Origin of the sequence: Streptomyces sp. cg40 (genome assembly GCF_050320165.1) — a bacterium.
GTDB classification, from domain to species: domain Bacteria; phylum Actinomycetota; class Actinomycetes; order Streptomycetales; family Streptomycetaceae; genus Streptomyces; species Streptomyces hokutonensis.
Genome location: NZ_CP190128.1, coordinates 10,171,518 through 10,195,763, shown reverse-complemented (window position 1 = coordinate 10,195,763; position 24,246 = coordinate 10,171,518). Strand labels below are relative to the sequence as shown.

Sequence of the window (24,246 nt, the reverse complement as noted above, 5' to 3'; positions counted from 1 at the left end):
CGATGGGCCGGCCGGTGAGCGGTGCGCGGCGGGAGACGCTGAGGACCGCAGATGTGGCACGCGAGTCGGGGTACTCGCTGCAACAGGTGCGTGATCTGGAGCGGTTGGGAGTCATTCCGCCGGCCGCCCGGTCGGACAACGGTTACCGCTCCTACACGCCTTCGCATGTGCGGGCACTGCGCGCCTATCGAGGGCTCGCGGGCGCCGTAGGCCCGGTCGTGGCCCGGCGGATGCTCGCGGAGCTGCGGACGAAGACGCTCGTAGAGGCGGCCTCGGTGATCAACGAGGTGCATGTCGGGCTGGCGCAGGAACGCGAGGAGACCCTGCGTGCCCAGCAGGCGTTGCGTGCGATCCAGGACGAGGTGAACGGATCGGACGTGGAGGAGGACGGTGACGCGATGACGATCACCGAACTCTCCAGAGCCCTCGGGGTACGCCCCTCGACCCTGCGGTTCTGGGAGCAGGAAGGGCTCGTCACCCCCGAACGCGTGACCTCACGGCGAGCCCGGCGCTACGACCTGTCGGCCATCAGAGCGGCCCGCATCGTCACGGCCCTCCGCGCCACCGGCTACGGCGTCCCGGCGGTACGGGAGATCATGGGCTCCCTGCACCGGCTCGACGGCCGGGGAGAGGCCCGGCGCATCCTGCGCGAACGGCTCGACCGGATCGCCGTACGCACCGTGGGACTCCTCCAGGCGGGCGCGGACCTGGCGGCCGTCGTCACAGCCGTCCCCACTCCGCCAACCGGCTCCCGCGAAAAGGCAGTTGCCGATCCCGTGTCCGTCCTGAACGATCTCGGACCATGACGACGAGCACCGACCACCCCTCCGCCCGCCCGCTCGCGCTCGTCACCGGAGTGGGGCGCACCGTCGGTATCGGCGCGGGCATCGCCCGCCGCCTGGCGGCCTCGGGGTGGGACATCGCCTTCACCTACTGGACTCCCTACGACGAGCGCATGTCCTGGGGTGTCGAGTCAGGCGCCGCCTCGGCCATCACCGACGCGCTCAAGGAACACGGCGCCGCGACCACGGCCGTCGAAGCGGACCTGTCCGATCCGGACGCTCCGGCGCGCGTTTTCGACGAGGCCGGACGCGGGCCGGGCGGTGTCACCGCCTTGGTGATGTGCCACTGCGAGTCCGTCGACTCCGGTCTGCTCGACACGACCGTCGAGAGTTTCGACCGGCACTTCGCGGTCAACGCGCGCGCCTCCTGGCTGCTGATCCGCGAGTTCGGCCGACGGTTCGCCGCAACTCCCGGCAGCGGCCGGATCATCGCCCTCACGAGCGACCACACCGTGAACAACCTCCCCTACGGCGCGAGCAAGGGCGCCCTGGACCGCATCACCCTGGCCGCCGCCCACGAGTTCGCCCACCTCGGGATCACCGCCAACGTCATCAACCCGGGCCCGGTGGACACCGGTTGGATGACCGAGGAGGGACGGGTGGAGGTCCTGCGGCAGACACCGCTCAACCGTCTCGGCACTCCACAGGACACCGCCCACCTCGTCGACTTCCTCTGCTCACCGGAGGGTCAGTGGATCAACGGCCAACTGCTGCTGAGCAATGGGGGGTTCGCGTAGCGGCTCTCACCTGGCGCAGTCCGCGGCCAGGCGCAGGCTCTCCTCGACGGCGTGCGGGATGTCGTCGATCGGGAACAGCGTGTGCCGTACGGTCCGTTCGGCGTCGATGATCAGGATCAGCCGTTTGTGTCGCGGTCGGCCCGCCGCACGGAACGTCGGCAGGCGCAGGGCGGCGGCGAGTTGGTGATGGGCGTCGGACAAGAGGAGGTACGGGATCTCCTCGGCTCCGATGAACTCCGCTTGCTCGTGCGGGAGTTGTGTGCTGATGCCGCGCACGTCCACGCCCGCCCGGCGGAATTCGGGCCAGGCGTCGCGGAAGAGGCGGTTCTCCAACGTGCAGCCCTCGGCGCCGGGGATCGGCGGCTCGCCCCACTCGATGCCCGTGCCCGGGTAGGTGAACAGCACGGTCGCGGCGGCGTCCGGTGAGACGACGGGCTGGTCCGTGCCCTGAATTCCGGGGAGTTGGAGGTCGTCGGGCAGACGCGTGCCGGGCAGGGCGTGCACGCGGGCGTGTTCGGCGCTGTCCTCGGCCGTGGTCGCGGTGAGGGTGCCGTCGCCCAGCATCCAGCGGTCGCCCCAGTCCTGCATCGCCACGAGCACGGGCAGCAGGGCCAGCCCGGCATCGGTGAGCACGTACTCGTAGCGCACCGGCCGCCGTTGGTAGAGGCGGCGGTGCAGCACCCCGCTCGCGACGAGCCGGCCCAGTCGTTCGGTCAGGACGTTGCGGGACAGGCCGATCCCGGCGGCCAGCGCGTCGAAACGGACGTGGCCGCGGGCGATCTCCCGCAGGACCAGAACGTTCCACCAGTCCCCCAGGACCACGGCGGCCTGGGCGATGCCGCAGGTCTCGTCGGCGTTGTGCATCCTCATGCACCCATAGTAGGTTCTCTTTCAGGACTCACTTTGTTTCATGATGGAACTTACCGCCCGCCGACGTCCGGGACGCGGGCCCTGCGTGAGGAGTTGCACCGTGACCGCCATCAGCCGGGTCGTCGCACGCGAGATCATCGACAGCCGGGGCAACCCGACCGTCGAGGTGGACGTGGAGCTCAAGGACGGCTCGCTCGGCCGCGCCGCCGTGCCCTCGGGCGCCTCCACCGGTGCCAGGGAAGCGGTCGAACTTCGGGACGGCGATCCAACCCGCTTCCACGGCAAGGGAGTTCGGCGCGCCGTGGACGCCGTCAACGAGACCATCGCGGACGCCGTGACCGGACTCGACGCCGAGAACCAGGCGACCGTCGACCACACGATGATCGAACTCGACGGCACCGACACCAAGTCGCGGCTCGGCGCCAACGCCCTGCTCGGGGTCTCCCTGGCCACCGCCAAGGCCGCCGCGGCCGCCCACCGGCTCCCGCTCTATCGCTACATCGGCGGCGTTGACGCCCGCCTGCTGCCGGTGCCGATGATGAACATCGTCAACGGCGGCGCCCACGCCGACAACCCGCTGGACTTCCAGGAGTTCATGATCGCCCCGATCGGCGCGGCCACTTTCGCCCAGGCCGTCCGCATGGGCTCCGAGGTCTTCCACACCCTGCGCCGCGACCTGATCGCCGCCGGCCACAGCGCCAACGTCGGCGACGAGGGCGGCTTCGCCCCCGACCTGCGCACCGCCGACGAGGCCCTCGACTTCGTCCTGCACGCCATCGAACGCACCGGCTACAAGCCCGGCACCGACATCACCCTCGTCATGGACCCGGCGACGTCGGAGTTCTTCCGCGACGGTGTCTACGACTACACGGGCGAGGGCGTGCGCCGTACCCCCGCCGAACACGCCGACTACCTCGCCGAGTTGGTCGACCGCTACCCGATCGCATCGATCGAGGACCCGATGGCCGAGGACGACCACGACGGCTGGAGCGACCTGACCGCCCGGCTCGGCGAGCGCTGCCAGCTCACCGGTGACGACGTCTTCTGCACCAACGAGACACTGCTCAGCGCCGGAATCCGGGACGGGATCGCCAACTCCATTCTGGTGAAGGTGAATCAGATCGGGACGCTCACCGAGACCCTGGCCACCGTCGCCACCGCCCACCGGGCCGGCTACACCGTCGTGATGTCGCACCGCTCCGGCGAGACCGAGGACACCACCATCGCTGATCTCGCCGTCGCCACCGGCTGCGGACAGATCAAGACCGGGTCGCTGTCCCGCGCCGACCGCACCGCCAAGTACAACCAACTCATCCGTATCGAGGAGGACTTGGGCACCCAGGCACGGTACGCCGGGCGGGACGCTCTGGGCCTGCGCGTCTGACGCGTCAGGCCTTCGCGCCCAGCAGGTCGACCGGGGCGATGACCGGCGGCACGCTGAGCTTCGTCTTCGCGATCTCCCCCAGGGCGGCGGCGATCCGGCCGGTCAGGTGTGCCTGCCGTCCCTGCTCGTCCTCGAAGGTGTCGAACACCCCGAAGGTGGTGGCGTTCTCTCGGAACGCGAACCACGTCACCGTGCCCTGCTCCAGTTCGGCGAGTTCCTGAGCGCCGCGGAGCAGGGCCTCCACCTCGTCGGCGTGCTCCGGCTCGGCCTCGATGCGGACCAGCAGACCGACCTTCATGTCACCACTCCTTGTGCGGGCGTCCAGGGCGCCGGATGTCCGGCGCACCTCGAAACTATGGCGAGGGTCGGTGATCACATCAGCGGCGGAAACGACACGGTTGACAGCGTTCCCGCCATGAAGGTGGCGGTCGTCGTCTACGACGGGGCGTTCGACTCGGGGCTCGCGGCCGTCCTGGACGTGCTGAGCAACGCCAACGCGCTGGGCGGGCAGCTCCACGAGTCGTCCGCCCAGCTGGGACGTCACCCTGGTCGGCCCCGGCTCGAAGGTGCGGACCAGGGCAGGACTCCTCGTGGCGCCCGAGCCGCTCGAACTCGCCGACACGACGGACCTCCTGGTCGTACCGGCACTCGGGGAGAGCGATCCCTCCGCGCTGCTCGACCATGTCGGCGGCGAAGTGTCCGGGCCCGTACGGGACTTGATCACGCGGACCCGGGCACGGGGGACGACCATCGCCTCGGCGTGCGCGGGTACCTTCCTGCTGGCGGAGGCCCGAGTGCTGGACGGGCTGCGGGCCACGACCTCCTGGTGGCTGTCGCCCGCGTTCCGGGACAGGTATCCCGAGGTCGAACTGGATCACAGCCGGATGGTGATCAGCTGCGAGGGCGTCATCACCGCCGGCGCGGCGTTCGGTGATGTCGATCTCGCGCCGGCGATCGTCCGGGCGGCCGGCCCCGCGCTCGCCGACCTGGTCGCCCGCTACCTCGTGGTCGACGAACGCCCCTCGCAGGCCGGGTACACCATTCCCAGCGCCCTGGCCCAGAGCGATCCAACCGTCGCGGCCTTCGAACTCTGGACCCGCGAGCATCTGGCCGAGCCCATCGGCATCCCCGAAGCGGCCAGGGCCATCGAGGTCAGCGAGCGGACGTTGCAGCGCGCCGTGCGGCGCACCGCCGGGACGTCTCCCATCCGGTTCGTCCAGCACCTGCGGATCGAACGCGCCTCCCATCTGCTGCGCACCACCGACCTCTCCCTGGAGACCATCTCCAGGAAGGTCGGCTACGAGCACCCCAACACCCTGCGCGTGCTGCTGCGCGAACGCACCGCGAAGACCACCTCGGCGCTCCGCGACAGCAAGTGACGCCGGTACAGGCGCAGTTCAGGGGATGACGTCGCTGGCGGACATCCACCGCCGGATCACGTGACACGGTCCGTCCGGGCGCCGTAGCGTGCCGAGGTGGTTCTCTTCTCACGCTCCTGGACAGCTCTGCTCGCGGCGGTCGCCGACCTCAAGGACCCTGATTTCGCCCGGCCGTCGGGGTGTGCCGGGTGGCTGGTGCGGGACCTGGTCTGTCATCTGGTCATCAATGCCCAGGACGTGCTGATCACCCTCGTGACACCCGCCGAGACCGAACCGACCCGCGACGCGGTGACCTATTGGGCCGTCAGCCCGACGCCGCCCACCGGTGACGACCCGCTCGACGCGCTGATCGTCCGGCTGGCCGCCGCGTAAGAGGAGCCCCGGCTGCTCAAAAGTTCCATCTGGACGACGTCGGTTCGGCCGCCGGCCGTGCCGCCCGGCTCGCCGATCCAGGTCTGCGGGTGTGCACTCAGGACCAGGTGCTGACCGCGGGCGACTATCTCTCCGCGTACGTCCTGGAGTGGACGCTGCACCACCTCGACCTGGTCGCCCATCTCCCGGACGCGCCGGAGCCGCCCGCCGAATCACTCGCCGGGGCACGCGAGTTGCTGGAGAGGATCGCCGGGGCCGCGTTCCCCGCATCCTTCTCCGATCGGGACGCGCTGCTCGTCGGCACCGGGCGCCGTACGCCGACGGATGTGGAGACGCGGCACCTCGGCACACTGTCGGCGGAGTTGCCGCTCCGTCTCGGCTGACCTGTCGGCAACTCGGGGCGGGCGCACCCGAGTTGCCGACCTGAGGCGAGCGGCCGTAGCGCTCAGATCGCTGCCGCCGCCGCGCGGCCCGCCTGGCGGCCGGAGAACAGACAGCCGCCGAGGAAGGTGCCCTCCATCGAGCGGTAGCCGTGCACTCCCCCGCCGCCGAAGCCGGACACCTCACCGGCCGCGTACAGACCGGGAATCGGCGCGCCGGTGGTGTCCAGAACACGTCCGGAGAGGTCGGTCTGGAGGCCGCCGAGGGTCTTGCGGGTGAGGATGTTGAGGCGGACGGCGATCAGCGGACCGGCGGCCGGGTCCAGGATCTTGTGGATCGCGGCGGTACGGCTGAGTGAATCGCCGGTGTAGGAAAGGGCGTTGCGGATGCCCATCACTTGGGCGTCCTTCGAGTACGGGTTGTCGATCTCCCGGTCGCGGGCCTCGATCTGCCGCTGGAGATCGGCCAGTTGGATCAGACCGTCGCCGGTCAGCCTGTTCATGCCGAGGACCAGTTCGGAGAGGCTGGAGGCGGTGACGAAGTCGACGCCGTTCTTCCTGAACTTCTCGATCGGCTCCGGCGTCTGCCAGATGCGCGAGAGCAGCATCAGGATGTCCTTGTTGGTGAGGTCCGGGTTCTGTTCGGACCCCGACAGCGCGAACTCCTTCGCGATGATCTTGCTCGTGGTGACGAACCACGAGTAGTCGTAGCCGCTCGCGGTGATCGAGCCCAGGGTGTGCAGGGTGTCGTAGCCCGGCATGTCGGGGGCGGAGAAGCGCTTGCCCTTGGCGTCGAACCACATCGAGGACGGGCCCGGGAGGATGCGGATGCCGTGGTTGGGCCAGATCGGGTCGTAGTTCTTGAGGCCCTCGGTGTAGTGCCACATCCGGTCCGGATTGACGATCCGGCCGCCCGCCGCCGCGGTGATGCCCAGCATCCGGCCGTCCACGTAGGCGGGCACACCGGTGATCATGTTCTTGGGCGGGGTGCCGAGCCGGGCCGGCCAGTTCTGCCGTACGAGATCGTGGTTGGCGCCTATGCCGCCCGAAGTGACGATCACGACGGGGGCCTTGAGGTCGAAGTCGCCCACCACGGTGCGGGAGGTGGCCTTGCCGCGCTGGGCGGTGCTGGGTTCGAGGACCGAGCCGCGGACGCCGGTCACGGCGCCGCCAGTGCGGACGATCTCGTTGACCTGGTGGCGGAACTTGAAGACCACCTTGCCACTGGCGACCCCTACTCGCACCTGCTTCTCGAAGGGCTCAACCACGGCCGGTCCTGTGCCCCAGGTGACGTGGAAGCGGGGCACCGAGTTGCCGTGTCCGTCGGCGAGGCCGCCGCCGCGCTCGGCCCAGCCGACGATCGGGAACCAGCGGATGCCGAGGCCGTAGAGCCAGGACCGCTTCTCGTTGGCGGCGAAGTCCACATACGCCTCGGCCCACTTGTGGGCCCAGTAGTCCTGGCCGGTCGGGTCGTCGATGCCGCGGTCGAAGCCGGCCGTGCCCAGCCAGTCCTGCCAGGCCAGCTCCTGGGAGTCCTTGATGCCCATGAGCCGCTGTTCGTCCGAGTTGATCAGGAACAGTCCGCCGAAGGACCAGAACGCCTGGCCGCCGAGGTTGGACTCGGGCTCCTGGTCCAGGAGCAGCACTTTCTTTCCGGCAGCGACCAGTTCGGCCGTCGCGACCAGCCCGGCCAGGCCGTGGCCGACGACGATGGCGTCGGCGTCCGAGGTGCCGGCCGCGAACGCCGGTACCGCGTGCGCCGCGAGGGCAGCGCCGGCAGCGACGCCGCCGACCACCGTCAGGGCTCTTCGTCTGCTGATCGCCGTGGGGGACGCCAGGTTCTCCATGAGGTGCCTTCCGAACGAGTACGGGAGGTGCGGGAGGTGTGCGCGACACGTGGCGCGTGCCGCGACACCTCTGTTGTTACCGCCGGTAGCACCTAAGGAAACCAAGCTGTGTCGGCCGTGTTGCGGGAGCCCGGGTCACGCCATGTCGAGCGGTCCTTCGCGGTCGACGAAGCGGCCGGAGCCCGCGCCCGGTCCCTCGGTGGCGAGCCGGACGATCGCGTCGGTTCCCTCGGTGACGGTCTGCGGGCCGCTGTGGCCGTTGAGGTCGGTCGCCGTGTAGCCGGGATCGGCGGCGTTGACCCGAACGTCCTTGAGGGCCTTGGCGTATTGAGTGGTCAGCATGGTGAGGGCCGCCTTGGACGCGGTGTAGAGCGGCGCGACGACGGAGGACTCGATCCGCGACGGGTCGTGCGTGATGGCGAGGGACCCCATGCCGCTGCTGACGTTGACGACGACCGGGTCGGCCGAGCGGCGAAGCAGCGGCAGGAAGGCGGTGGTCGTGCGGACCGCGCCGAAGACGTTGACGTCGAAGACGGCGAGCGCGTCGGCTCCCGTCAGTTCGGCGGGATCCCCGTGCGGGCCGTGCACTCCGGCGTTGTTGATCAGAACGTCCAACACGCCTTCGTGTACGGCGACATCGGCCGCCGCGGCGGCCACGGAGGCGTCGTCGGTGACGTCGATGCGGACGAACCGCGCGCCCAGCTCGGCGGCGGCAGCGGCACCCCGCTCCTCGTCGCGGGCCCCGAGGATCACGGTGTGGCCGAGGGCGAGCAGGCGGCGGGCGGTCTCGTGGCCGAGGCCCTTGTTGGCTCCGGTGATGAACGTGGTGGTCATGCGTCGATCGTCCGCGCGGCGCCCGTGCTGTGCCAGGGACGGCACGACCGTAGGAACGGCATTACCAGGATGGCGAGTTGGAGGCAGGATGGAGGGCATGGCAGTGAACGAGGGACTCGGGCTGGGCGCGACGATCCGAGCCTGGCGGGAGCGGTTGCCGCCGTCGGCGGTGGGGCTGCCGTCCGGCCGGTCCCGGCGGGCGGCCGGCCTGCGCCGCGAGGAACTCGCCGAGCGCGCAGGTGTGTCGGTCGACTATGTGGTGCGCCTGGAACAGGGGCGGTCGACGGCGCCTTCGGCACAGGTCGTCAACTCCCTTGCTCTGGCCCTGCGGTTGAGCGACACCGAGCGCGAACACCTCTACCGGATGGCCGGGTTGGTCCCGCCGGACCATGCGCCGATCCCGGACCATCTCCCGCCGGGCGTGCACCGTGTGCTGAACCGGCTCGGCGAGGTCGCGATCGCCGTGTTCGCCGCCGACTGGCAGCTGATCTGGTGGAACCCGGGGTGGGCGGCGTTGCTGGGCGACCCGTCGACCAAGCCGCCCGAACTCCGCAACTTCGCCCGTGAGCGCTTCCCGATCGGCTCCGGCGACGACGTACGCATCGCCTCCTGGCCGGTGCTGGTGCGCGACGGCGACAACTCGGACCTGGCCGTCGTGTCCGACCTGCGCCGCGCCACCGGCCGCTACCCGCACGACGCACGCCTTGCCGACCTGATCCGTCAACTCACCGCGGGCAACGCGACGTTCGCCCGGCTGTGGGCGAGCGGCACGGTGGCCGCGCACCGCGAGGACCGCAAGACCGTACGGCATCCCGTGGTCGGGTCCGTGGACGTGGACTGCGACGTCCTGACGGACGGCGACTCGGACCTGAAGATCGTCATCTTGACGGCTGCGTCCGGCAGTTCGGACGAGGCGAGGCTACGGCGGGCCGTCACCGCACCCCTGCCCGACCGCACGGGCACGACTGCCGGTATGTCGTCAATCACCTAAGATCGCCGCACAGGACAACGGTGCGGGGTGGGCGGCGTGCTCTGGTGGGCTCTGGAAGAGATACGACTGCGGCGGACGGGGCGCGACGCCCCGTACACGGAGCTGGTGTTGGAGCTGGCCTGGAATCCGGGCCCGGACTCGGACCCGTCGCTCGCGGCGGAACTTCTGGCGGTCGGCGTGCCGAAGGCGTCGCAGCTGTGGCCGCCGATCGGGTCGGTGGTTCTCGTCGCACCCGGAGCCGACGCGCACCCGGGGGTGCAACCGGCCGTGGACACGGTCCGCGAGCAGTGGCCGGCGGCGGAAGTCAGGGTGGTGGACGAGACGGTGGCCGCCCTGACCGGCGCGAACCTGGATCCGGAGCCGACCGCGTGTGTCGTGGTGCACCTGGACGCGGTGCACACCTCGGTCGCCCTCGTCGCCGGGCGTGAGGCGGTCGCGAGCGGGCTGGCCACCGGTGGCGCGCGAGGTCTGGCCGACGCGGTGATCGGGCATGTGCGCGAGCGGCACGGCCTCGGCCTCGGCCTGGAGGTGGCGTGGTCCGCCGTCGTCCACGGCGGCGCGTTCACGCCGTCGCCGACGGTGCCCGGCCCTCTGTCCGTCCACGGATCACCGCTCACCGACGACGGCCCCCGCCCCCGGCAGCAGGCCGAGGTCACGTTGTCGCCGACCGAACTGCGTGTCGTCGTAGCCCCTGTCTATGAGCCTGTAGCGGACCTCGTGGCGCAGGTACTGCGTGACGCACCGCGGGAGACCACCGGCGGACTGCTGCTCACCGGCCCGCATCCGCCCGGAGCGGAGGACCACCTGGCGGAACGCACCGGGCTGCCCGCGCGCCGGGTCGCCGAACCGGGAAACGGGTTCGCACACCCTCAGGTCCTCCGCGACGGGGTGGCCCGTCTGCTCGCCGAGAATCCGCCGACCCCTGTCATCGAGGACCGCGCCGGGCGGTTCCGCCGCGTCATCGAGGACTGGGCCTCCGCCTCGGTCGGGGATCAAGATGCCTACACGCCGGAGGAGTTGGCACTGCTGGAGGCGCTCCGCCTGCTGCCGGGTCGTCCGAACACCGACGCCCGGTGAGCGCCACCGGGCGGAGATGGGCCGTGCGCCTGCTGTGGACGGCACTCGCGGTGCCGGTGAGCGCGGTGCTGACGGGTATGGCCTTCGGCATCGTCTACGGTGCGTCGCTGACGCCCGTCGGATGGCGGAACCCGATGGTCCTGGGCTTCGGCGCCTTGGTGCTGGCCGGTGCTCTGGGCGGGCTGGCGTTCGTCCTGTACGACATTCGGGGCGACACCCGCGGCTGGGTGATCCCGGTACGGGAGACCGCGGTGGTCGCCTGCGTCGCCGCGACCATGCTGGTGTGCTGGCTCGCGCTGAAGGATCAGGAGCTGCACGAGCGTGGCCGGGCCGTCCGGGCGGTCGTGACGGACCTGCGGCCCAGCACCGGCGTGTACGACGCCGGAACGAATGCGGTCCTGGCCGACGCCGCTGACCATCGACGGCTCGGCGTCATCGGCGCGGGGCACCTCGCGGTCGGTGACCGTCTCACCGTCACGGTCGATCCACGGGGCAGGTACGGCGTCAGCGCCGGTCCGCCGCCCGCCGCTCCCGGATGGCTGTGGGACCTCTCCGCCGCGATCGCCGCGGTTCAGGCCCTGTTCACCGCCTCGCTCGGTTTTGGCGCGGCCAGGGAGCGAGAGCGCTCCGCCCGGCGGGCCGGGTGATCGGTGGACCCGTCAGTGCTGGGCGAACTGGAGCCGGGTGGACTGTACGACGTCGGGGCGCACCGCCAGCGCGGGGACGGTGAGTTGCTCGCCGTAGATGTCAGTGAGCCTGATCGAGCCGCCGCAGCCGCTGCCGCTCTCGGAGAGGAAGTAGTTGTAGCCGGCGCGCGGCAGTTGACGCCAGGTGCCGCCCGCGAGGACCTCCAGGCGGGCCAGCGGATTGCGGTGGCCGATCGCCTGGATACCGCACCAGTAGCGGCTGGACCCGGTCTTGTAGCGGATCGAGATCGTGTCCGAGATGCTGGGGCTCACCAGGTTCCAGGTGATCGGGATCCGGCCGGCCGAAGGGCTGGCGAGCTTGGCGAAGGCCTGCGCGCTGAGGTCGATCTGGCCCGGCGCGCAGGCCCCCGGGCACTCATTGGTGATCCGGACGGTGACGGTGGCGCCGCCGGCTGCGTGGACGAGCACATACGCCCCGCAGGCCTTGGACGACTCGTAGTCGGCGGTGTTCATCGCACCGGTCAGGACTTCGTCGCCCGGGTCGTAGAGACAGGCACCGCCGCCGCCGTCCGCGTCGTAGAAGGTGGCGACGCCTCGGTAGGTGACGCCGGGCCGGATGCGACCCGCCAACGAGGCGGTACCGGAGGCCTGTTGGCGGACCTTCGTGGCCGACGGGGTGGCCGCGTGGGCGGACGGTGTCGCCGACGGTTTCCTGGACGCGTCGGTCGCATGCGCGGACGGCGACGCGGAGGCGGTCGAAGTACCGGTCGCGGACGGTGAGTTCGTCGCGGATCCGGTGGCGGCGGGTGCGGTGGAGGCGTGTCCCGCCTCGGTCTTCACGTCCTCGCCGCTCTTGTCGCCGGGCAGCAGCACCAGGGCGAGCGACACGACGACGAGCACCGCGGCCGCCGACAGAAACAGCCACCGCTTGGACACCGGACCTCCTCGACGGCCATCCTCCGTTGCCCGGAGAGATGGAGGAGGCGATCGTGCCAGCCCCGGGGGGAGGGCGGCAAGCCCTTTCTGCGGATGCGCAGTTGGGGCGGGTGTCGAGTGGAGTGGCGGATGTGGATTGAATACGGCCATGGACTCCCCGATCTGGGCCGCGCTGTCGGCTGCCGAACGTTCCGCCGTGGACGAGCTGATCCGGCGGGACCACCGCCTCCCGGCAGTCGTCCGCATGCGTGAGGCCTTCCCGGCCGAATCCAGGCCGGGGCTGTACGACACGCTGGACGTGGTGGCTGAGCGCTACCGGGAGTTGGGCATGAGCTTCGAGCGGCGTCCGACCCCGCCCCTGGACCTGGCGGCGCTCACGGAGCGGGTCGAGGCGCTGCCCGGCCGGACCGTGGCCATCGAGGCGCTGTGGGACGGCGACAGCGACGGCTGGTGCGTGGACCTGATGGCCCACACGGACGCTCCGGTCGCCGAGCACCGACTCGCCTTCATCCGGCACGGCGGTGACCTGCGGCTGTTCAACGGCACGGTCCCGCCGTGGCCGGAAGCGCGGGAGGCGGAGACGGTCGGCCGTGCGCTGGCCGAACGGTTCGGCGTGCCGTTCCACTTCGCCAGCCCCGACGAGCCCGAGATCGACGCCCCGCGCTGGAGAACCAGTTCGTGAGCGAGCGGTACTGTCGGGCGGCCGGACGCAGTCGGTCGGTCCGGAGGTGTTCTCCTCCAGGACCGTGCCGGGTTTCAGCCGAGATCGGGCAACGGGCGCCGGGCGACGACGCGGGCGTCCTCCGGGGGGACACCGAGCATGCGCAGCAGCATCTCGGCCAGCTGGGAGGCGGCCTCGTCCCCGTCGAGATCGGGGCGGGCGAATCGCAGCTCCACCAGGGCCAGCAGTGAACCGCCCAGCGCGGTCAGGGCGACGGTCGGGTCGGTGATGGTGAACCGGCCCGAGGCGATGCCGACCTCCAGGTCACGCACGGCACGCGGAGCGAGGCCGGAGTCGGAGTGGATGTGGCCGAGGCCGCGGTGGCGCAGGACCTGCATCAGTTCCGGGCGGGAGTCGGCCAGGCGCGCGCTGAGGCGGAAGCCGGCGGCCACGAGTTCCGCGGGGTCGTCGATGTCCTGGAGGTGTTCGTCGAAGGCCTGGCCGAGCTCGTCGAGGGCGTCGACGACGGCCGCGTCGAACAGTTCCATCTTCGACTCGAAGTGGTTGTAGAAGGAGCCGAAGCCGACGTCCGCGCGTTCCGCGATGGTCTGGATGCTCGCGCTGGTGTCCCCGGTCTCGGCGAGGATCTGCCGGGCCGCCCTGATCAGGGCCTGGCGGGTCTCGGCGCGACGGCGTTCGAAGCGGTTGCGGGGCAGGGCTGACGTCGGCATACGCGAGAGCTTAGCAACGGGGGCCCGCATCCCACAGTTCTGATGAATCCATCAATTTACTCGGGCCAAACTATTGACGACCGATGGATCAAAGCTGATGATTTCATCAATCAGTGAGGCGAGCCGGAGGCCCGGAGGAGAACCATGGACGTCAGGACGGCCCACCAGGACCTCCACAGCGCGCGGGGCGCCCTGCGCGGCGAGCACCCCGGGCGCTCCCGGGACCCCGTGATCAGGGTGGCGGACCTCGCCTGGCTGGAGTTCGAGAAACCCGACCTGGACCGCGCCGAGGTCTTCGCCCGCGACTTCGGCTTCGGCGTCGCCGCCCGCACCCCGGACGAGCTGTGGCTGCGCGGCACCTTCGCGGGCTCCCCCTGCATGGTGATCCGGCGCGGCCGTACGTCCCGTTTCGTCGGCCCGGCGTTCCGCGCCGCCGAGCGTGCCGACCTGGACCGGCTGGCCCGGGCGACGGGCACGGACGTACGGGACACCGACGTCCCCGGCGGAGGCGGGTCCGTGAGTCTCCTCGACCCCTCGGGCTTCCCGGTCCGTGTCGTGCACTGCGCCGAATCGCTGCCCGCACTCCCCGAACAGCGGCCGCTGCTCCTCAACTTCGGCACCGACCACCGTCGCACGAACGTCACACAGCGCCCGCCCCGAGAACCGTCCCGCATCCAGCGCCTGGGTCATGTGGTCCTGGAGACAAGGGTGTTCGGCCGCGCGCTGGACTGGTACCTGGACACACTCGGCATGATCGTGTCCGACTTCCTGTTCCTGGACGGGCAGCGCGACCGTGGCCCCACCATGGCGTTCATCCGCTGCGACCTGGGCAGCGTGCCCGCCGACCACCACACCCTGGCCATGCACCTCGGCCCGGGCAACGGCTATGTCCACTCCGCCTACCAGGTCACCGACCTGGACTCCATCGCGACCGGCGGCGAATACCTCAACGAACGCGGCTACAAACGGAGTTGGGGCATCGGACGGCACATCCAGGGCAGCCAGCTCTTCGACTACTGGCGCGACCCGGACCACTTCATGCTGGAGCACTTCGCCGACGGCGACCTCTTCTCCCACGACCTGGAACCCGGCTGGGCCCCCATGTCCACCAGCGGCCTCGCCCAGTGGGGACCGCCGGCCACCCGCGACTTCCTCGGCGCGAACCCTTCCCCGCGACGGGTCCGCGAGGTGGTCCAGGCCCTGCGCGGCGACAACGAGATGGACCCGGCCCGCCTGCTGGGCCTGCTCAGGGCCGCCAACTCCTGACCCCCGACCCCCTGACAGAGGCACCGACATGAGCACCAACGTCCTGCGCACCGCCGACGGCTGGTGGGTGGTGCGCGACTCACGCGCCGTCCGCATCGACACCAAGGCCGTCACCACCGCCGAACTGCTCGCCGACCGCGACGCCGTACGAGAGACCGCCGCGAGCACGGAGACGGGCACCCCGGTGGCCGACCTCGTGGCCCTCTCCCCCGTCACCACGCCCTGCCGGGTCGTCGCCCAGATGGTCAACTACCGCAGCCACGCCCGCGATTCGGGCTTCACCGGCGACATCCCAGCCACCTTCTTCCGCAAGGCGTCCGGCTCGGTCAGCGGCCCCGACGACGCGATCGTCCGCCCCTCCCACGTGAACTTCCTCGACTACGAGATCGAACTCGGCCTCGTCATGGGGGCATCGCTGCCCGTGGGCACCGTGGTGGAGGAGCGGGACCTGCCGTCGTACGTCGCCGGGCTCGTCGCCACCAACGACGTCAGCGCGCGGGACGTACAGCTGACGAAGACGCAGTTCTACGAGAGCAAGTCGTATCCCACGTTCACGCCGACCGGGCCCTACCTCAGCCTGCTGGAACCCGAGGACTTCGGCCATCTCCACGACCTGCGGCTGAAGTTGAGCGTCAACGGGGAGCTGCGGCAGGACCGCACGCTCGCCGACATGATCGTGCGTCCGGCACGTGCGCTGACGCTGCTGGCCCGGTTCCAGACACTGGAGCCCGGCGATCTGCTGCTGACCGGCACCCCGGGAGGCACCGCGCTGAAGGCCCCGCCGAAGGCCGTGGAGAAGCTCGGCGCGCTGTTGCCGCCGGCGGTGAAGTGGAAGGCGTTCTTCAAGAGCCAGGCGAAGAACCCGCACTACCTGCGGCACGGCGACCGGATCACCGCCACCATCGCCACCCCGGACGGACGCATCGACCTGGGCGAGCAGCACACCCCCGTGACCGACGCGACCTGAAACCCTTGAAGTGAGCCGCACATGACTGTCGAGACCGACTCGGCGGAGATACCCGTGGTGATCGTCGGAGCCGGGCCCGTGGGCGTGACCGCCGCCCTCCTGCTCGCCCGGCACGGCGTCCGGAGCGTCGTCCTGGAACGCCATCAGGACGTCTACCCGCTGCCGCGCGCCGTCGCCGCGGACGACGAGGTACGCCGGATCCTCCAAGCCGCGGGCGTGGACGAGGAGTTCGACGCCATCGCCCGGCCCGCGCGCGGGCTGCGGCTGCTGGACGCCCGGCACCGCGTGATGGCCGAGTTCCCCCGCGCCGCACAGGGCGCGCACGGCTTCCCGCAGACCAGCATGTTCGACCAGCCCGCGCTGGAACGCGTGTTGCGCGCCGCGCTGGCACGCGCCCCGGAATGCGAGCTGCGGGCGGGGGCGGAGGTCACCGGCGTCGAGCAGGACGGCACGGGACCGGTCCAAGTGACGTACCGCGGGGCCGAGGGCGACCACGTGCTGCTCGCGGACGCCGTACTCGGCTGCGACGGGGCGGGCAGCGTCACCCGCGCCGCCGTCGGCTCGCGATGGGAGGACCTGCGCTTCGAAGAGCGCTGGACGGTCGTCGACGTGCGCACCAGCCTCCCGGTCCGCTGCTGGGAGGGCGTGGACCAGGTCTGCGACCCGGCGCGCCCGGCGACGTTCATGCGGATCGGCGAGGACCGCTACCGCTGGGAGTTCCGGCTGCCGGACGACGCACAACTGGATCACGAACGGCTGCGGGAGCTGGTCGCGCCCTGGGTGGACCTCTCCACCGGCGCCGACTTCGAAGTGGTGCGGCAGGCGCAGTACACCTTCCGGGCCCGCACGGCCGACCGCTGGCGCAGTGGCCGTGTCTTCCTCCTCGGTGACGCCGCCCACCTCACGCCGCCGTTCATCGGCCAGGGACTGTGCGCCGGCCTGCGCGACGCCCACAACCTGAGCTGGAAACTGGCCCGGGTCCTTCAACAGGGCGCAGAGAAAAGGCTGTTGGAGACCTACGAAAGCGAACGCAGGCCCCACGCCCGCCGCATGATCCGCCTCGCGGTCGCGATGGGCTGGGCCATGACCGGCGGCCAGGACGGCGCCGCCGCCCTCCGCCGCGGCGCACTCAACGCGGCCGTCCGCATACCCGGGCTCAGCACGGCGGCGGCACGCGACCTCACCCCGCCCCTGACCGCGGGACCGCTCGTCCGACGCCCGTCACGCCTCGGCCCACGCGGTCCGGTCGGCGGCTTCTGCCCACAGCCCTGGGTGAACGTCGGCGGTCGGCCGACCCGCCTCGACGAACTGCTCGGCGACTCCTTCGCCGTACTGGCCCTCGCGCCTCCGCCGCCCACTGTGACGGCGGTCGCCGACGGCCTCGGCGCCCGCATCCTGTCCTTGACCGACCTCGACGACGACGGAGGCCTCGCCACGTGGCTACGCGAGGGACGGGCTGACGCCGTGCTGCTGCGCCCGGACCGCGTCGTGATGGACGTCGTCCCGACCGGCGGCCACGACTTCACGGGGACGGCCGGCTGGGCGTCCCTGCTGCACACCTCCCGAAGGCCGCTCCCCGCCCAACGGACCACCCGGACAATCCTGTTGAGGAGCACGACACGATGACCACGTCCCACCCGGAACCCTTCTTCACTCCCGACACCGAGGTCGCCGCCGGCAGTCGCATCGCGGACTTCGCGCGCGGCGTCGGAATGGATGGTTCGGACTACGCCGCCCTGCACCGCTGGTCGGTGACCGACCTGGCCGGCTTCTGGGGTGCCGTGTGGGAGTACTTCGGCATCGACGCGGACACGCCGTACGAGGAGGTACTGGCCGAGGAGATCATGCCGGGCGCCCGCTGGTTCACCGGCGCCACCCTCAACTACGCCCACCACGCCCTGCGCAACCTCGCGGACGACGACGTGGCGATCATCGCCCTCGACGAGACCGGCTCCGGCTACCAGGTGACCGGGAAGCAGCTGCGCTATCAGGTCGCCTCGGTGGCCGCCACCCTGCGCGACCTGGGCGTCGGCACGGGCGACCGAGTCGTCGGCTACCTCCCCAACACCCCCCACGCGATCGTCGCGTTCCTCGCCACCGCGAGCCTGGGTGCCGTGTGGTCGGTGTGCGGGCAGGACTACGCGCCGACGGCCGCCGCCAACCGTTTCGCCCAGCTCGAACCCACCGTCCTGATCGCCGCCGACGGCTACCTCTTCAACGGCACCACGCACGACCGCCGCGACGCCGCCCTCGAACTCGCCGGCAGGCTACCGACGTTGAAGGCCACTCTGCTCGTGGACCACGTGGGCCTGTCGTGGCCCGCGCGGAACTACCCGTCGCCGGTCTTTTCCTGGGAGGACGCCTCCACACGTACCGAGCAACTCACCTGTACGGCCGTGCCGTTCGACCACCCGCTGTGGGTCGTGTTCTCCTCCGGCACCACCGGCCTCCCCAAGGGCATCGTCCACGGGCACGGCGGTGTCCTGCTGGAACACCTCAAGACCCTGGAACTCCACTCCGACCTCGGCCCCGGCGACCGGCTGCTCTGGTACACCACCACCCACTGGATGATGTGGAACCTGGTCGCCTCCACCCTCCTCACCGGCGCGACCACCTGCACCTACGACGGCAGCCCCGCACCGCTCGCCCGACCGGACGTCCTGTGGGAACTCGCCGCCCGGCACCGCGTGACCGTCTTCGGCACCAGCCCCCAATTCCTCCTGGGCATGGCCAAGTTCGGCATCGATCCCGCCGCCGCGCACGACCTCTCCTCGATCCGCGTCGTCGGCTGCACCGGCTCCGCCCTGCCCGCCTCCGCCTACCCGTGGGTCCGCGACCACGTCGCCGGGCACGCCCTGCTCGCCTCCATCAGCGGCGGCACCGACATCGTCTCCGGGTTCGCCGGCAGCGCGCCCAACACCCCTGTCTGGGCGGGTGAGTTGTCCGCACCCCACCTGGGTGTGGCGCTCGCCGCCCACGACCCCGAGGGTTTCCCTGTGCGGGACGAGGTCGGCGAGCTCGTCGTCACCCGGCCCATGCCGTCGATGCCGCTGTACTTCTGGAACGACCCCGACGGCACCCGCTACCGCGAGGCCTACTTCTCCGCCTACCCAGGCGTCTGGCGGCACGGCGACTGGATCACCCTCACCTCCCACGGCTCGGTCGTCGTCCACGGCCGCTCCGACTCCACCCTCAACCGCCACGGGGTACGGCTGGGCAGTGCCGACATCCACGACGTCGTCGAGCAACTCCCCGCGATCACCGAGGCGTTGGTCATCGGAGCGGAGGAGCCCGACGGCGGCTACTGGATGCCGCTGTTCGTCGTCCTCTCGGCCGGCGCCCGACTCGACGACGCCCTCCGCGACCGCATCCGCGACGCGATCCGCACCGACGCCTCGCCCCGGCATGTCCCCGACGAGATCCTCGAAGTCCCGGCGATCCCCCACACCCGTACCGGCAAGAAACTCGAAATCCCCATCAAACGACTGCTCCAGGGCCACGCCGTGGAGCAGGTCGTCAACCCCGACACTGTCGATGCCCCTGCGCAGCTGGACTACTTCGTCCGGCTGGGCGCGGAGCGTCGCAGCCGAAGGAATCCGGCATGAGAACAGCACCGATCACTACTAAGCCGGAGCTCATCGACCCCCGAACCCCTCGGCCCGGCTCCAGTTGAGCGTGGTGTTCCTCCCGAAGACCACCCGTTGTCCGTCCTCGGAGACCGTGGACCGTTCCCAGCCGTCGAAGTTCCTTGTGACGTCGACGCTCCAGTCGGTCAGGTCGCCGACACCGACGGCCGCGAGGGACTCGGTCGGTGGCTCACCGTCGTAGCAGTAGGGGCCGAAGTCCGCGATGGCCGCGACGGTTCCGTTGTTGGTGCGCAGGTGGATGCCCTGGCAGGCGTCGGTCGTGGTGCGGTAGATGACCTTTGGCACGGTCCAAGCCTTCGCCCGGGGGCTGTAGTGCTGCTCGACGAGCCCCTTGCCCCGGCGGTAGTGCAGGGCCACGCGGCGGCCGTCACCGAGTTTCACCACGGCGTCGTACGGGCTTGGACTGCCGCCGCTCCAAGGCAGGTCGCTCTTCTCCAACTCGGAGGCGTAGACCGTGGATTCCGGCGAGGCTGGGGCACTCCCAGAAGATTCCTTCACCGGCGCCGAGTTCTGCTGCGCGCACGCCACCGCCAGAGTCAGCGTCACGAGCACGCCGAGCATCCCGCTGATCGGCGCCCTATTGGCGGGCCTGTGCATACGTGCCTCCCGTCGCTCCGCCGCAGCATAAGGGCGACCTGCAACGGACCTCCGCCACTGGTCTGACAGCAGCGGAGGTTCGCCGGTTCAAGGAGTGGTCGGCGATCCGGTCCAGATGCGGCGTTCCGCGCTCAGCGGGTCGTCCAGCGCGTGCGGGGTTGTCCCACGTCATCGTGGTGCGGCGCTCGTCGGTGTAGCTCCGCGACCACACGACGGCGGGCCCTCCCCCGCCCCCCATCGCCAAGGCCGCGAAGCACCCCGACACCCACGCCGGGCACCTCCCACCGGTACCCGTCGCTTCGCCCAGCCGCGACGCCCCCACCAGCGTTCCAACCGTCCCCGCACCCCCGGTCACCGTGACGTCTCCATAGCGGCACCGCCATACAGCTGTAAGGCCATCTCCACTACCCGCCCCCTCCCGACGCCTCCAACCGTCGCCCGTCGCTTCGTCCGGTCGCCCCGCTACGTGCATACTCGGGCCTTGCGCGCGCACCGGCGTTCGCGAGAAGCGGGAGGTGGGCGATGGTGCTGCCATCGACAGCGGGGGCCGAGCCCCGGAAAATCACGATCAATGACGTCGCCAAATCGGCCGGGGTGTCCCGGCAGACGGTGTCACGGGCGCTCAACGACAAGGACGAGATCGACGTCGACACCAAGCAGCGGGTGCTGGATGCCGCTCGGGCGCTCGGGTACCGCCCGAGCAGGTTCGCCCGGGGGCTGGTCCGGCAGGACACGATGACGATCGGGCTGGTCATCCCCGATCTGCTCAACCCGTTCTTCACCGAGGTCGCCGCCGCCGCGCTGGAGGCGGCCCGGTCCCGTGGCTGGCAGGTCGTCGTGTACGACACCGGCGACCGGGCGGAGGAGGAACTTGGAACGCTCCAAGTGATCAGCTCCCAAGTGGACGCGGTCATCGGCTACTTCAGCTGTCCCGAGGGCGAGTTGGAGAAGTTCACACGGGGCATGCCCGTGGTACTGATCGGCCGGGAGCAGCCGACGCGGTTCAGCGCGATCACGATCGACGGCTCGGAGGGAGTGCACGCGGCGGTCGCGCATCTGGTCGCGCGGGGGCACACCCGGATCGGCATGCTCGACCACCACACCCGCGCCGAACCGAGCGTCCGGCACGAGTGGTTCACCACGGCCGCGGCGGCGCACGGCATCGACCCCGGCCTGGTGGTCGGCGCGGACCAGACCGCCGACGGCGGCGGGGCGGCGATCAGGGCGATGCTCGTCGCGCACCCCGATGTCACCGCGGTCTTCACGTTCAACGACATCATCGCGCTCGGCGCCCTGCGCGAAGCCCGCCGGCTGGGCAGGAACGTCCCGCACGAGCTGGCGGTCATCGGCTTCGACGGTCTGCAGCTCGGCGCGCTGGTCGAGCCCCCGCTCACCAGCGTCGCCCTCGACACGCGCGCGCTCGGCGCCCTCGCCATCGAACAGATCGCGCGGCTGCTCTCGGGCACCGAGGCGCTGGCCGCCGACGAGCTGGTCGTACGGGGCGAACTGCGGCTCAGCGGTTCCGCCTGAGCCGCACGGGTGCGCATCCGGTCCGAATGTCTTGACACCCCCCGCGCCGGAGCGCAAACTTCCGAACATTCGCAACACACTTGAACAGGCCACCTCACAGGCAGTCCCGTGAGCGCTCACGGGAGCGCTCACGGGAAGCCCGGGGACCGCCACAAATGGTGCACCCACTCCAGCAGGCATCCCGCCCGAGGGATCAGCATCGAGCCGCCTAGCACCGCCGCTAGTCGTTGTCTGGAACGGAAACTATGAGCAGCAGAATCACCCGCTTCCGCCTCGCCGTCGTCGCCGTGGCCGCCAGTGTCTCCGTAGTCGCCGGATGCTCGTCATCCACGACCTCGGCCAAGACATCCGCGACCTCCTGCGAACCCGCCAAGGGCAAGGTGACCCTCCAGTACTGGAACACCGTTCCGGGCATGGACAAGGTCGTCGCCCTGTGGAACAAGAAGAACCCGAACATCCAGGTCGAGACGAAGAACATCTCCAACGACCAGTACGGCATCCTCAGCAACGCCCTCAAGGCGGGCAAGGCCCCCGACCTCTCCCAGGTCGGCTACGACGAACTCCCCAACCTCCGCACGCAGAGCGCCTTCGTGGACGCGTCGGCCTGCTCCGCGGCCACGGCGGCCAAGTCGAAGTTCGTGCCGTGGACCTGGTCGCAGGCCAGCTTCGGCAACACGGGCGTGTTCGCCATGCCGCAGGACACCGGCCCGATGGCCCTCTATGTGCGCAGCGACATCTTCAAGAAGTACGACATCGCGATCCCCACCACCTGGGACGAGTACGCGGCCGCCGCGGCGAAGCTGCACAAGGCGGACCCGAAGCTCGACATCACGTTCTTCGACCCGAACAACGCCGAGTGGTTCAACGGGCTGCTCTGGCAGAACAACGCCCAGATGTACAGCTACTCCGGCGACAAGTGGCAGGTCACGGTCGCCTCGGACCAGAGCAGGCAGGTCGCCGACTACTGGCAGAAGCTGATCGCCGGCAAGCTCGTGCGCACCGACCTCGCCAACGGTTCGACGCAGATGTACGCGGCCTACCAGAAGGACCAGATCGCCAGCTACGTCGGCGCCGCCTGGGGCTACAGCATGTTCCGCGACAACCTCCCCAAGCAGGCCGGGAAGTGGACGATCGTCCCGATGCCGACATGGGGTTCGGACGGTGCCTCCGGTGACTGGGGCGGTTCGACCGTCGCGTTCATGAAGGGCAGCAAGCACCTCTACGAGTCGGTCAAGTTCAACACCTGGCTCAACACCGACCCGGAGGCCCTCGCGCTGGAGAACCAGCTCGGCGGCCTGTACCCGGCGGCCGACGCCGGGCTCCAACTCCCCGCGCTCTCCAAGGGAGTTCCGTACTACAACAATGAGAAGATCTTCGACGTCTTCGCCGACTCGTCCAAGAAGATCAACACCAGTTTCGCCTGGGGCCCGACCCAGAAGACGGTGAACCTGGCGCTCCAGGACGCGATGGCCAAGGCGGCGGCCGGCAGCGGCACGCTCTCCGACGCCCTGGCGACGGCACAGGCGGCAGCGCTCAAGTCGATGAAGGATCAGGCGATCCCGGCAGCGGCGGGCAAGTGACCGCACGATGACCGACATGGCAACCCGCGCGACGCGCCGGGTGGCATCGCCCGGGGGCCGTCGCCGTCTCAACGGCGGCGGCCCCCGGGCGGGCACCGTCTTCGCGTTCGTGATCCCCTTCTTCCTCCCGTTCGTGCTCTTCTACCTGGTGCCGGTCGGCTACGCGCTCTGGCAGAGCGTCCGCGTCGTCCGCCGCACCGGCGGGCAGTACGGCACCTCGTACACGACGTTCGGGGGTTTCGAGCAGTACACGAAGGTCTTCCAGAACGACGAGTTCTGGTCCAGCGTCGGCCGCATCGGACTCTTCGGCATCGTGCAGGTGCCGGTGATGCTGTTCGTCGCCCTCGTCATCGCGCTGTTGCTCGACACTCCACTGCTGCGGCTCAAGTCGGTGTTCCGCATCACCGCGTTCATGCCGTACGCGGTGCCCGGCGTGATCGCCGCGATCATGTGGTCGTACCTCTACTCGCCCCAACTGAGCCCCGTCGTCGACCTGTTGAACGGCATCGGGCTCCATCCCGACTTCCTCGGGCCGGGCGCGGTGCTGTGGTCGGCGGCGAACATCTCGACGTGGCTGTGGACCGGCTACAACATGCTGATCATGTTCTCCGCGCTCCAGTCGATCCCGCAGGAGCTGTACGAGGCAGCGAAGTTGGACGGCGCGAGCAACTGGACCATCGCCTGGCAGATCAAGGTCCCGATCATCGCCCCGTCGATCATCCTCACCACGGTGTTCTCGATCATCGGCACGCTCCAGCTCTACGCCGAGCCGGCCGTGCTGCGGCAGATCTCCTCGAACATCTCCAGCACGTTCACGCCGAACATGCTGGCGTACGCGGTGGCCTCCGGGAACAACTACCAGCAGGCCGCGGCCATTTCGGTGGTCATCGCCGTCATCACCTTCGTCCTGAGCTTCGGGTTCATGCGACTGACCTCGAAGAGGGCCGGCCTGTGAGCAAGCACACCGTGAA

Annotated in this window: 22 protein-coding genes and 1 pseudogene; 16 read left to right on the top strand and 7 right to left on the bottom strand. The window is 70.3% G+C overall.

Features of this window, described 5'->3' with window-relative positions:
* Positions 1-2 precede the first annotated feature (2 nt).
* Both ACQHII_RS45915 and ACQHII_RS45910 read left to right on the top strand, forming a co-directional pair.
* Positions 3-806, top strand: a complete 804-nt coding sequence (locus ACQHII_RS45915) for a MerR family transcriptional regulator (protein ID WP_427924871.1) — start codon at positions 3-5, stop codon at positions 804-806.
* A complete protein-coding gene (locus tag ACQHII_RS45910; RefSeq protein WP_427924870.1) occupies positions 803-1,579 on the top strand; it encodes an SDR family oxidoreductase in 777 nt (258 codons plus the stop codon). The genes ACQHII_RS45915 and ACQHII_RS45910 overlap by 4 nt, the downstream gene beginning before the upstream one ends.
* Before the next feature lie 6 nt (positions 1,580-1,585).
* Here ACQHII_RS45910 and ACQHII_RS45905 read toward each other — a convergent pair whose 3' ends face one another.
* Positions 1,586-2,449 (bottom strand): winged helix-turn-helix transcriptional regulator, encoded by an 864-nt coding sequence (locus tag ACQHII_RS45905; RefSeq protein ID WP_427924869.1) that lies wholly within the window; start codon positions 2,447-2,449, stop codon positions 1,586-1,588.
* Between the two features lie 100 nt (positions 2,450-2,549).
* On the opposite strand from ACQHII_RS45905, the gene eno reads away from it, so the two are divergent.
* On the top strand, positions 2,550-3,833 hold the full coding sequence (eno, locus tag ACQHII_RS45900) for a phosphopyruvate hydratase (RefSeq protein ID WP_427924868.1): 1,284 nt from the start codon (positions 2,550-2,552) through the stop codon (positions 3,831-3,833).
* 4 nt (positions 3,834-3,837) lie between these two features.
* Here eno and ACQHII_RS45895 read toward each other — a convergent pair whose 3' ends face one another.
* Positions 3,838-4,131 (bottom strand): putative quinol monooxygenase, encoded by a 294-nt coding sequence (locus ACQHII_RS45895; RefSeq protein ID WP_427924867.1) that lies wholly within the window; start codon positions 4,129-4,131, stop codon positions 3,838-3,840.
* A gap of 292 nt (positions 4,132-4,423) precedes the next feature.
* Between ACQHII_RS45895 and ACQHII_RS45890 the strand changes: the two genes are divergently transcribed.
* Entirely contained in the window at positions 4,424-5,212 is a 789-nt protein-coding gene (locus ACQHII_RS45890; protein ID WP_427924866.1) for a GlxA family transcriptional regulator, read from the top strand.
* Between the two features lie 96 nt (positions 5,213-5,308).
* A pseudogene (locus tag ACQHII_RS45885) lies at positions 5,309-5,967 on the top strand (maleylpyruvate isomerase N-terminal domain-containing protein).
* Positions 5,968-6,029: 62 nt separating this feature from the next.
* On the opposite strand, the gene ACQHII_RS45880 reads toward ACQHII_RS45885, so the two are convergent.
* Both ACQHII_RS45880 and ACQHII_RS45875 read right to left on the bottom strand, forming a co-directional pair.
* Positions 6,030-7,811 (bottom strand): FAD-binding dehydrogenase, encoded by a 1,782-nt coding sequence (locus ACQHII_RS45880; protein WP_427924865.1) that lies wholly within the window; start codon positions 7,809-7,811, stop codon positions 6,030-6,032.
* Between the two features lie 135 nt (positions 7,812-7,946).
* Positions 7,947-8,645: an SDR family NAD(P)-dependent oxidoreductase gene (locus tag ACQHII_RS45875; RefSeq protein WP_427924864.1), complete on the bottom strand. Its 699-nt coding sequence runs from the start codon at positions 8,643-8,645 to the stop codon at positions 7,947-7,949.
* 88 nt (positions 8,646-8,733) lie between these two features.
* Here ACQHII_RS45875 and ACQHII_RS45870 point away from each other — a divergent pair, with 88 nt between their 5' ends.
* The 3 genes from ACQHII_RS45870 to ACQHII_RS45860 are packed head-to-tail and all read left to right on the top strand — an operon-like array spanning position 8,734 to position 11,360.
* Positions 8,734-9,636 carry a helix-turn-helix transcriptional regulator gene (locus tag ACQHII_RS45870; RefSeq protein WP_427924863.1) on the top strand — a complete coding sequence of 301 codons (903 nt, stop codon included), beginning with the start codon at positions 8,734-8,736 and terminating at the stop codon, positions 9,634-9,636.
* A 36-nt stretch (positions 9,637-9,672) separates the two neighbouring features.
* Positions 9,673-10,713 (top strand): rod shape-determining protein, encoded by a 1,041-nt coding sequence (locus ACQHII_RS45865; RefSeq protein WP_427924862.1) that lies wholly within the window; start codon positions 9,673-9,675, stop codon positions 10,711-10,713.
* Positions 10,710-11,360, top strand: a complete 651-nt coding sequence (locus ACQHII_RS45860) for a hypothetical protein (protein ID WP_427924861.1) — start codon at positions 10,710-10,712, stop codon at positions 11,358-11,360. The genes ACQHII_RS45865 and ACQHII_RS45860 overlap by 4 nt, the downstream gene beginning before the upstream one ends.
* A 12-nt stretch (positions 11,361-11,372) precedes the next feature.
* Here the strand turns inward: ACQHII_RS45860 and ACQHII_RS45855 are convergent, their stop codons facing one another.
* On the bottom strand, positions 11,373-12,296 hold the full coding sequence (locus ACQHII_RS45855; RefSeq protein ID WP_427924860.1) for an expansin EXLX1 family cellulose-binding protein: 924 nt from the start codon (positions 12,294-12,296) through the stop codon (positions 11,373-11,375).
* A gap of 148 nt (positions 12,297-12,444) precedes the next feature.
* Between ACQHII_RS45855 and ACQHII_RS45850 the strand changes: the two genes are divergently transcribed.
* Positions 12,445-12,978, top strand: coding sequence for a hypothetical protein (locus ACQHII_RS45850; protein WP_427924859.1), 534 nt, complete (start codon positions 12,445-12,447; stop codon positions 12,976-12,978).
* Between the two features lie 74 nt (positions 12,979-13,052).
* Here the strand turns inward: ACQHII_RS45850 and ACQHII_RS45845 are convergent, their stop codons facing one another.
* A complete protein-coding gene (locus ACQHII_RS45845) occupies positions 13,053-13,688 on the bottom strand; it encodes a TetR/AcrR family transcriptional regulator (protein ID WP_427924858.1) in 636 nt (211 codons plus the stop codon).
* A 144-nt stretch (positions 13,689-13,832) separates the two neighbouring features.
* On the opposite strand from ACQHII_RS45845, the gene ACQHII_RS45840 reads away from it, so the two are divergent.
* From ACQHII_RS45840 to ACQHII_RS45825, 4 genes are read left to right on the top strand one after another with little or no spacing between them, the layout of a single operon-like run.
* A complete protein-coding gene (locus tag ACQHII_RS45840) occupies positions 13,833-14,954 on the top strand; it encodes a VOC family protein (protein ID WP_427924857.1) in 1,122 nt (373 codons plus the stop codon).
* 28 nt (positions 14,955-14,982) lie between these two features.
* Positions 14,983-15,921, top strand: a complete 939-nt coding sequence (locus tag ACQHII_RS45835; protein ID WP_427924856.1) for a fumarylacetoacetate hydrolase family protein — start codon at positions 14,983-14,985, stop codon at positions 15,919-15,921.
* A gap of 21 nt (positions 15,922-15,942) precedes the next feature.
* On the top strand, positions 15,943-17,547 hold the full coding sequence (locus ACQHII_RS45830; protein ID WP_427924855.1) for a bifunctional 3-(3-hydroxy-phenyl)propionate/3-hydroxycinnamic acid hydroxylase: 1,605 nt from the start codon (positions 15,943-15,945) through the stop codon (positions 17,545-17,547).
* The gene (locus ACQHII_RS45825; protein ID WP_427924854.1) at positions 17,544-19,526 is read left to right on the top strand and encodes an acetoacetate--CoA ligase; all 1,983 of its coding nucleotides are present in this window, start codon (positions 17,544-17,546) and stop codon (positions 19,524-19,526) included. The genes ACQHII_RS45830 and ACQHII_RS45825 overlap by 4 nt, the downstream gene beginning before the upstream one ends.
* A gap of 30 nt (positions 19,527-19,556) precedes the next feature.
* On the opposite strand, the gene ACQHII_RS45820 is transcribed toward ACQHII_RS45825, so the two are convergent.
* Positions 19,557-20,165, bottom strand: coding sequence for a hypothetical protein (locus tag ACQHII_RS45820; protein WP_427924853.1), 609 nt, complete (start codon positions 20,163-20,165; stop codon positions 19,557-19,559).
* 522 nt (positions 20,166-20,687) lie between these two features.
* On the opposite strand from ACQHII_RS45820, the gene ACQHII_RS45815 reads away from it, so the two are divergent.
* From ACQHII_RS45815 to ACQHII_RS45805, 3 genes are all read left to right on the top strand, one after another.
* The gene (locus tag ACQHII_RS45815) at positions 20,688-21,695 is read left to right on the top strand and encodes a LacI family DNA-binding transcriptional regulator (protein ID WP_427924852.1); all 1,008 of its coding nucleotides are present in this window, start codon (positions 20,688-20,690) and stop codon (positions 21,693-21,695) included.
* A 245-nt stretch (positions 21,696-21,940) separates the two neighbouring features.
* Positions 21,941-23,275 (top strand): ABC transporter substrate-binding protein, encoded by a 1,335-nt coding sequence (locus ACQHII_RS45810; RefSeq protein ID WP_427924851.1) that lies wholly within the window; start codon positions 21,941-21,943, stop codon positions 23,273-23,275.
* A gap of 7 nt (positions 23,276-23,282) precedes the next feature.
* Positions 23,283-24,230, top strand: a complete 948-nt coding sequence (locus ACQHII_RS45805) for a carbohydrate ABC transporter permease (RefSeq protein WP_427924850.1) — start codon at positions 23,283-23,285, stop codon at positions 24,228-24,230.
* The last annotated feature ends 16 nt before the right edge of the window (positions 24,231-24,246 follow it).

Coding starts and splice junctions, on each gene's coding strand:
- ACQHII_RS45915 (WP_427924871.1), top strand. CDS start 3: ATGGGCCGGCCGGTGAGCGGTGCGCGGCGGGAGACGCTGAGGACCGCA.
- ACQHII_RS45910 (WP_427924870.1), top strand. CDS start 803: ATGACGACGAGCACCGACCACCCCTCCGCCCGCCCGCTCGCGCTCGTC.
- ACQHII_RS45905 (WP_427924869.1), bottom strand. CDS start 2,449: ATGAGGATGCACAACGCCGACGAGACCTGCGGCATCGCCCAGGCCGCC.
- ACQHII_RS45895 (WP_427924867.1), bottom strand. CDS start 4,131: ATGAAGGTCGGTCTGCTGGTCCGCATCGAGGCCGAGCCGGAGCACGCC.
- ACQHII_RS45880 (WP_427924865.1), bottom strand. CDS start 7,811: ATGGAGAACCTGGCGTCCCCCACGGCGATCAGCAGACGAAGAGCCCTG.
- ACQHII_RS45875 (WP_427924864.1), bottom strand. CDS start 8,645: ATGACCACCACGTTCATCACCGGAGCCAACAAGGGCCTCGGCCACGAG.
- ACQHII_RS45870 (WP_427924863.1), top strand. CDS start 8,734: ATGGAGGGCATGGCAGTGAACGAGGGACTCGGGCTGGGCGCGACGATC.
- ACQHII_RS45850 (WP_427924859.1), top strand. CDS start 12,445: ATGGACTCCCCGATCTGGGCCGCGCTGTCGGCTGCCGAACGTTCCGCC.
- ACQHII_RS45845 (WP_427924858.1), bottom strand. CDS start 13,688: ATGCCGACGTCAGCCCTGCCCCGCAACCGCTTCGAACGCCGTCGCGCC.
- ACQHII_RS45840 (WP_427924857.1), top strand. CDS start 13,833: ATGGACGTCAGGACGGCCCACCAGGACCTCCACAGCGCGCGGGGCGCC.
- ACQHII_RS45835 (WP_427924856.1), top strand. CDS start 14,983: ATGAGCACCAACGTCCTGCGCACCGCCGACGGCTGGTGGGTGGTGCGC.
- ACQHII_RS45830 (WP_427924855.1), top strand. CDS start 15,943: ATGACTGTCGAGACCGACTCGGCGGAGATACCCGTGGTGATCGTCGGA.
- ACQHII_RS45825 (WP_427924854.1), top strand. CDS start 17,544: ATGACCACGTCCCACCCGGAACCCTTCTTCACTCCCGACACCGAGGTC.
- ACQHII_RS45820 (WP_427924853.1), bottom strand. CDS start 20,165: ATGCACAGGCCCGCCAATAGGGCGCCGATCAGCGGGATGCTCGGCGTG.
- ACQHII_RS45815 (WP_427924852.1), top strand. CDS start 20,688: ATGGTGCTGCCATCGACAGCGGGGGCCGAGCCCCGGAAAATCACGATC.
- ACQHII_RS45810 (WP_427924851.1), top strand. CDS start 21,941: ATGAGCAGCAGAATCACCCGCTTCCGCCTCGCCGTCGTCGCCGTGGCC.
- ACQHII_RS45805 (WP_427924850.1), top strand. CDS start 23,283: ATGACCGACATGGCAACCCGCGCGACGCGCCGGGTGGCATCGCCCGGG.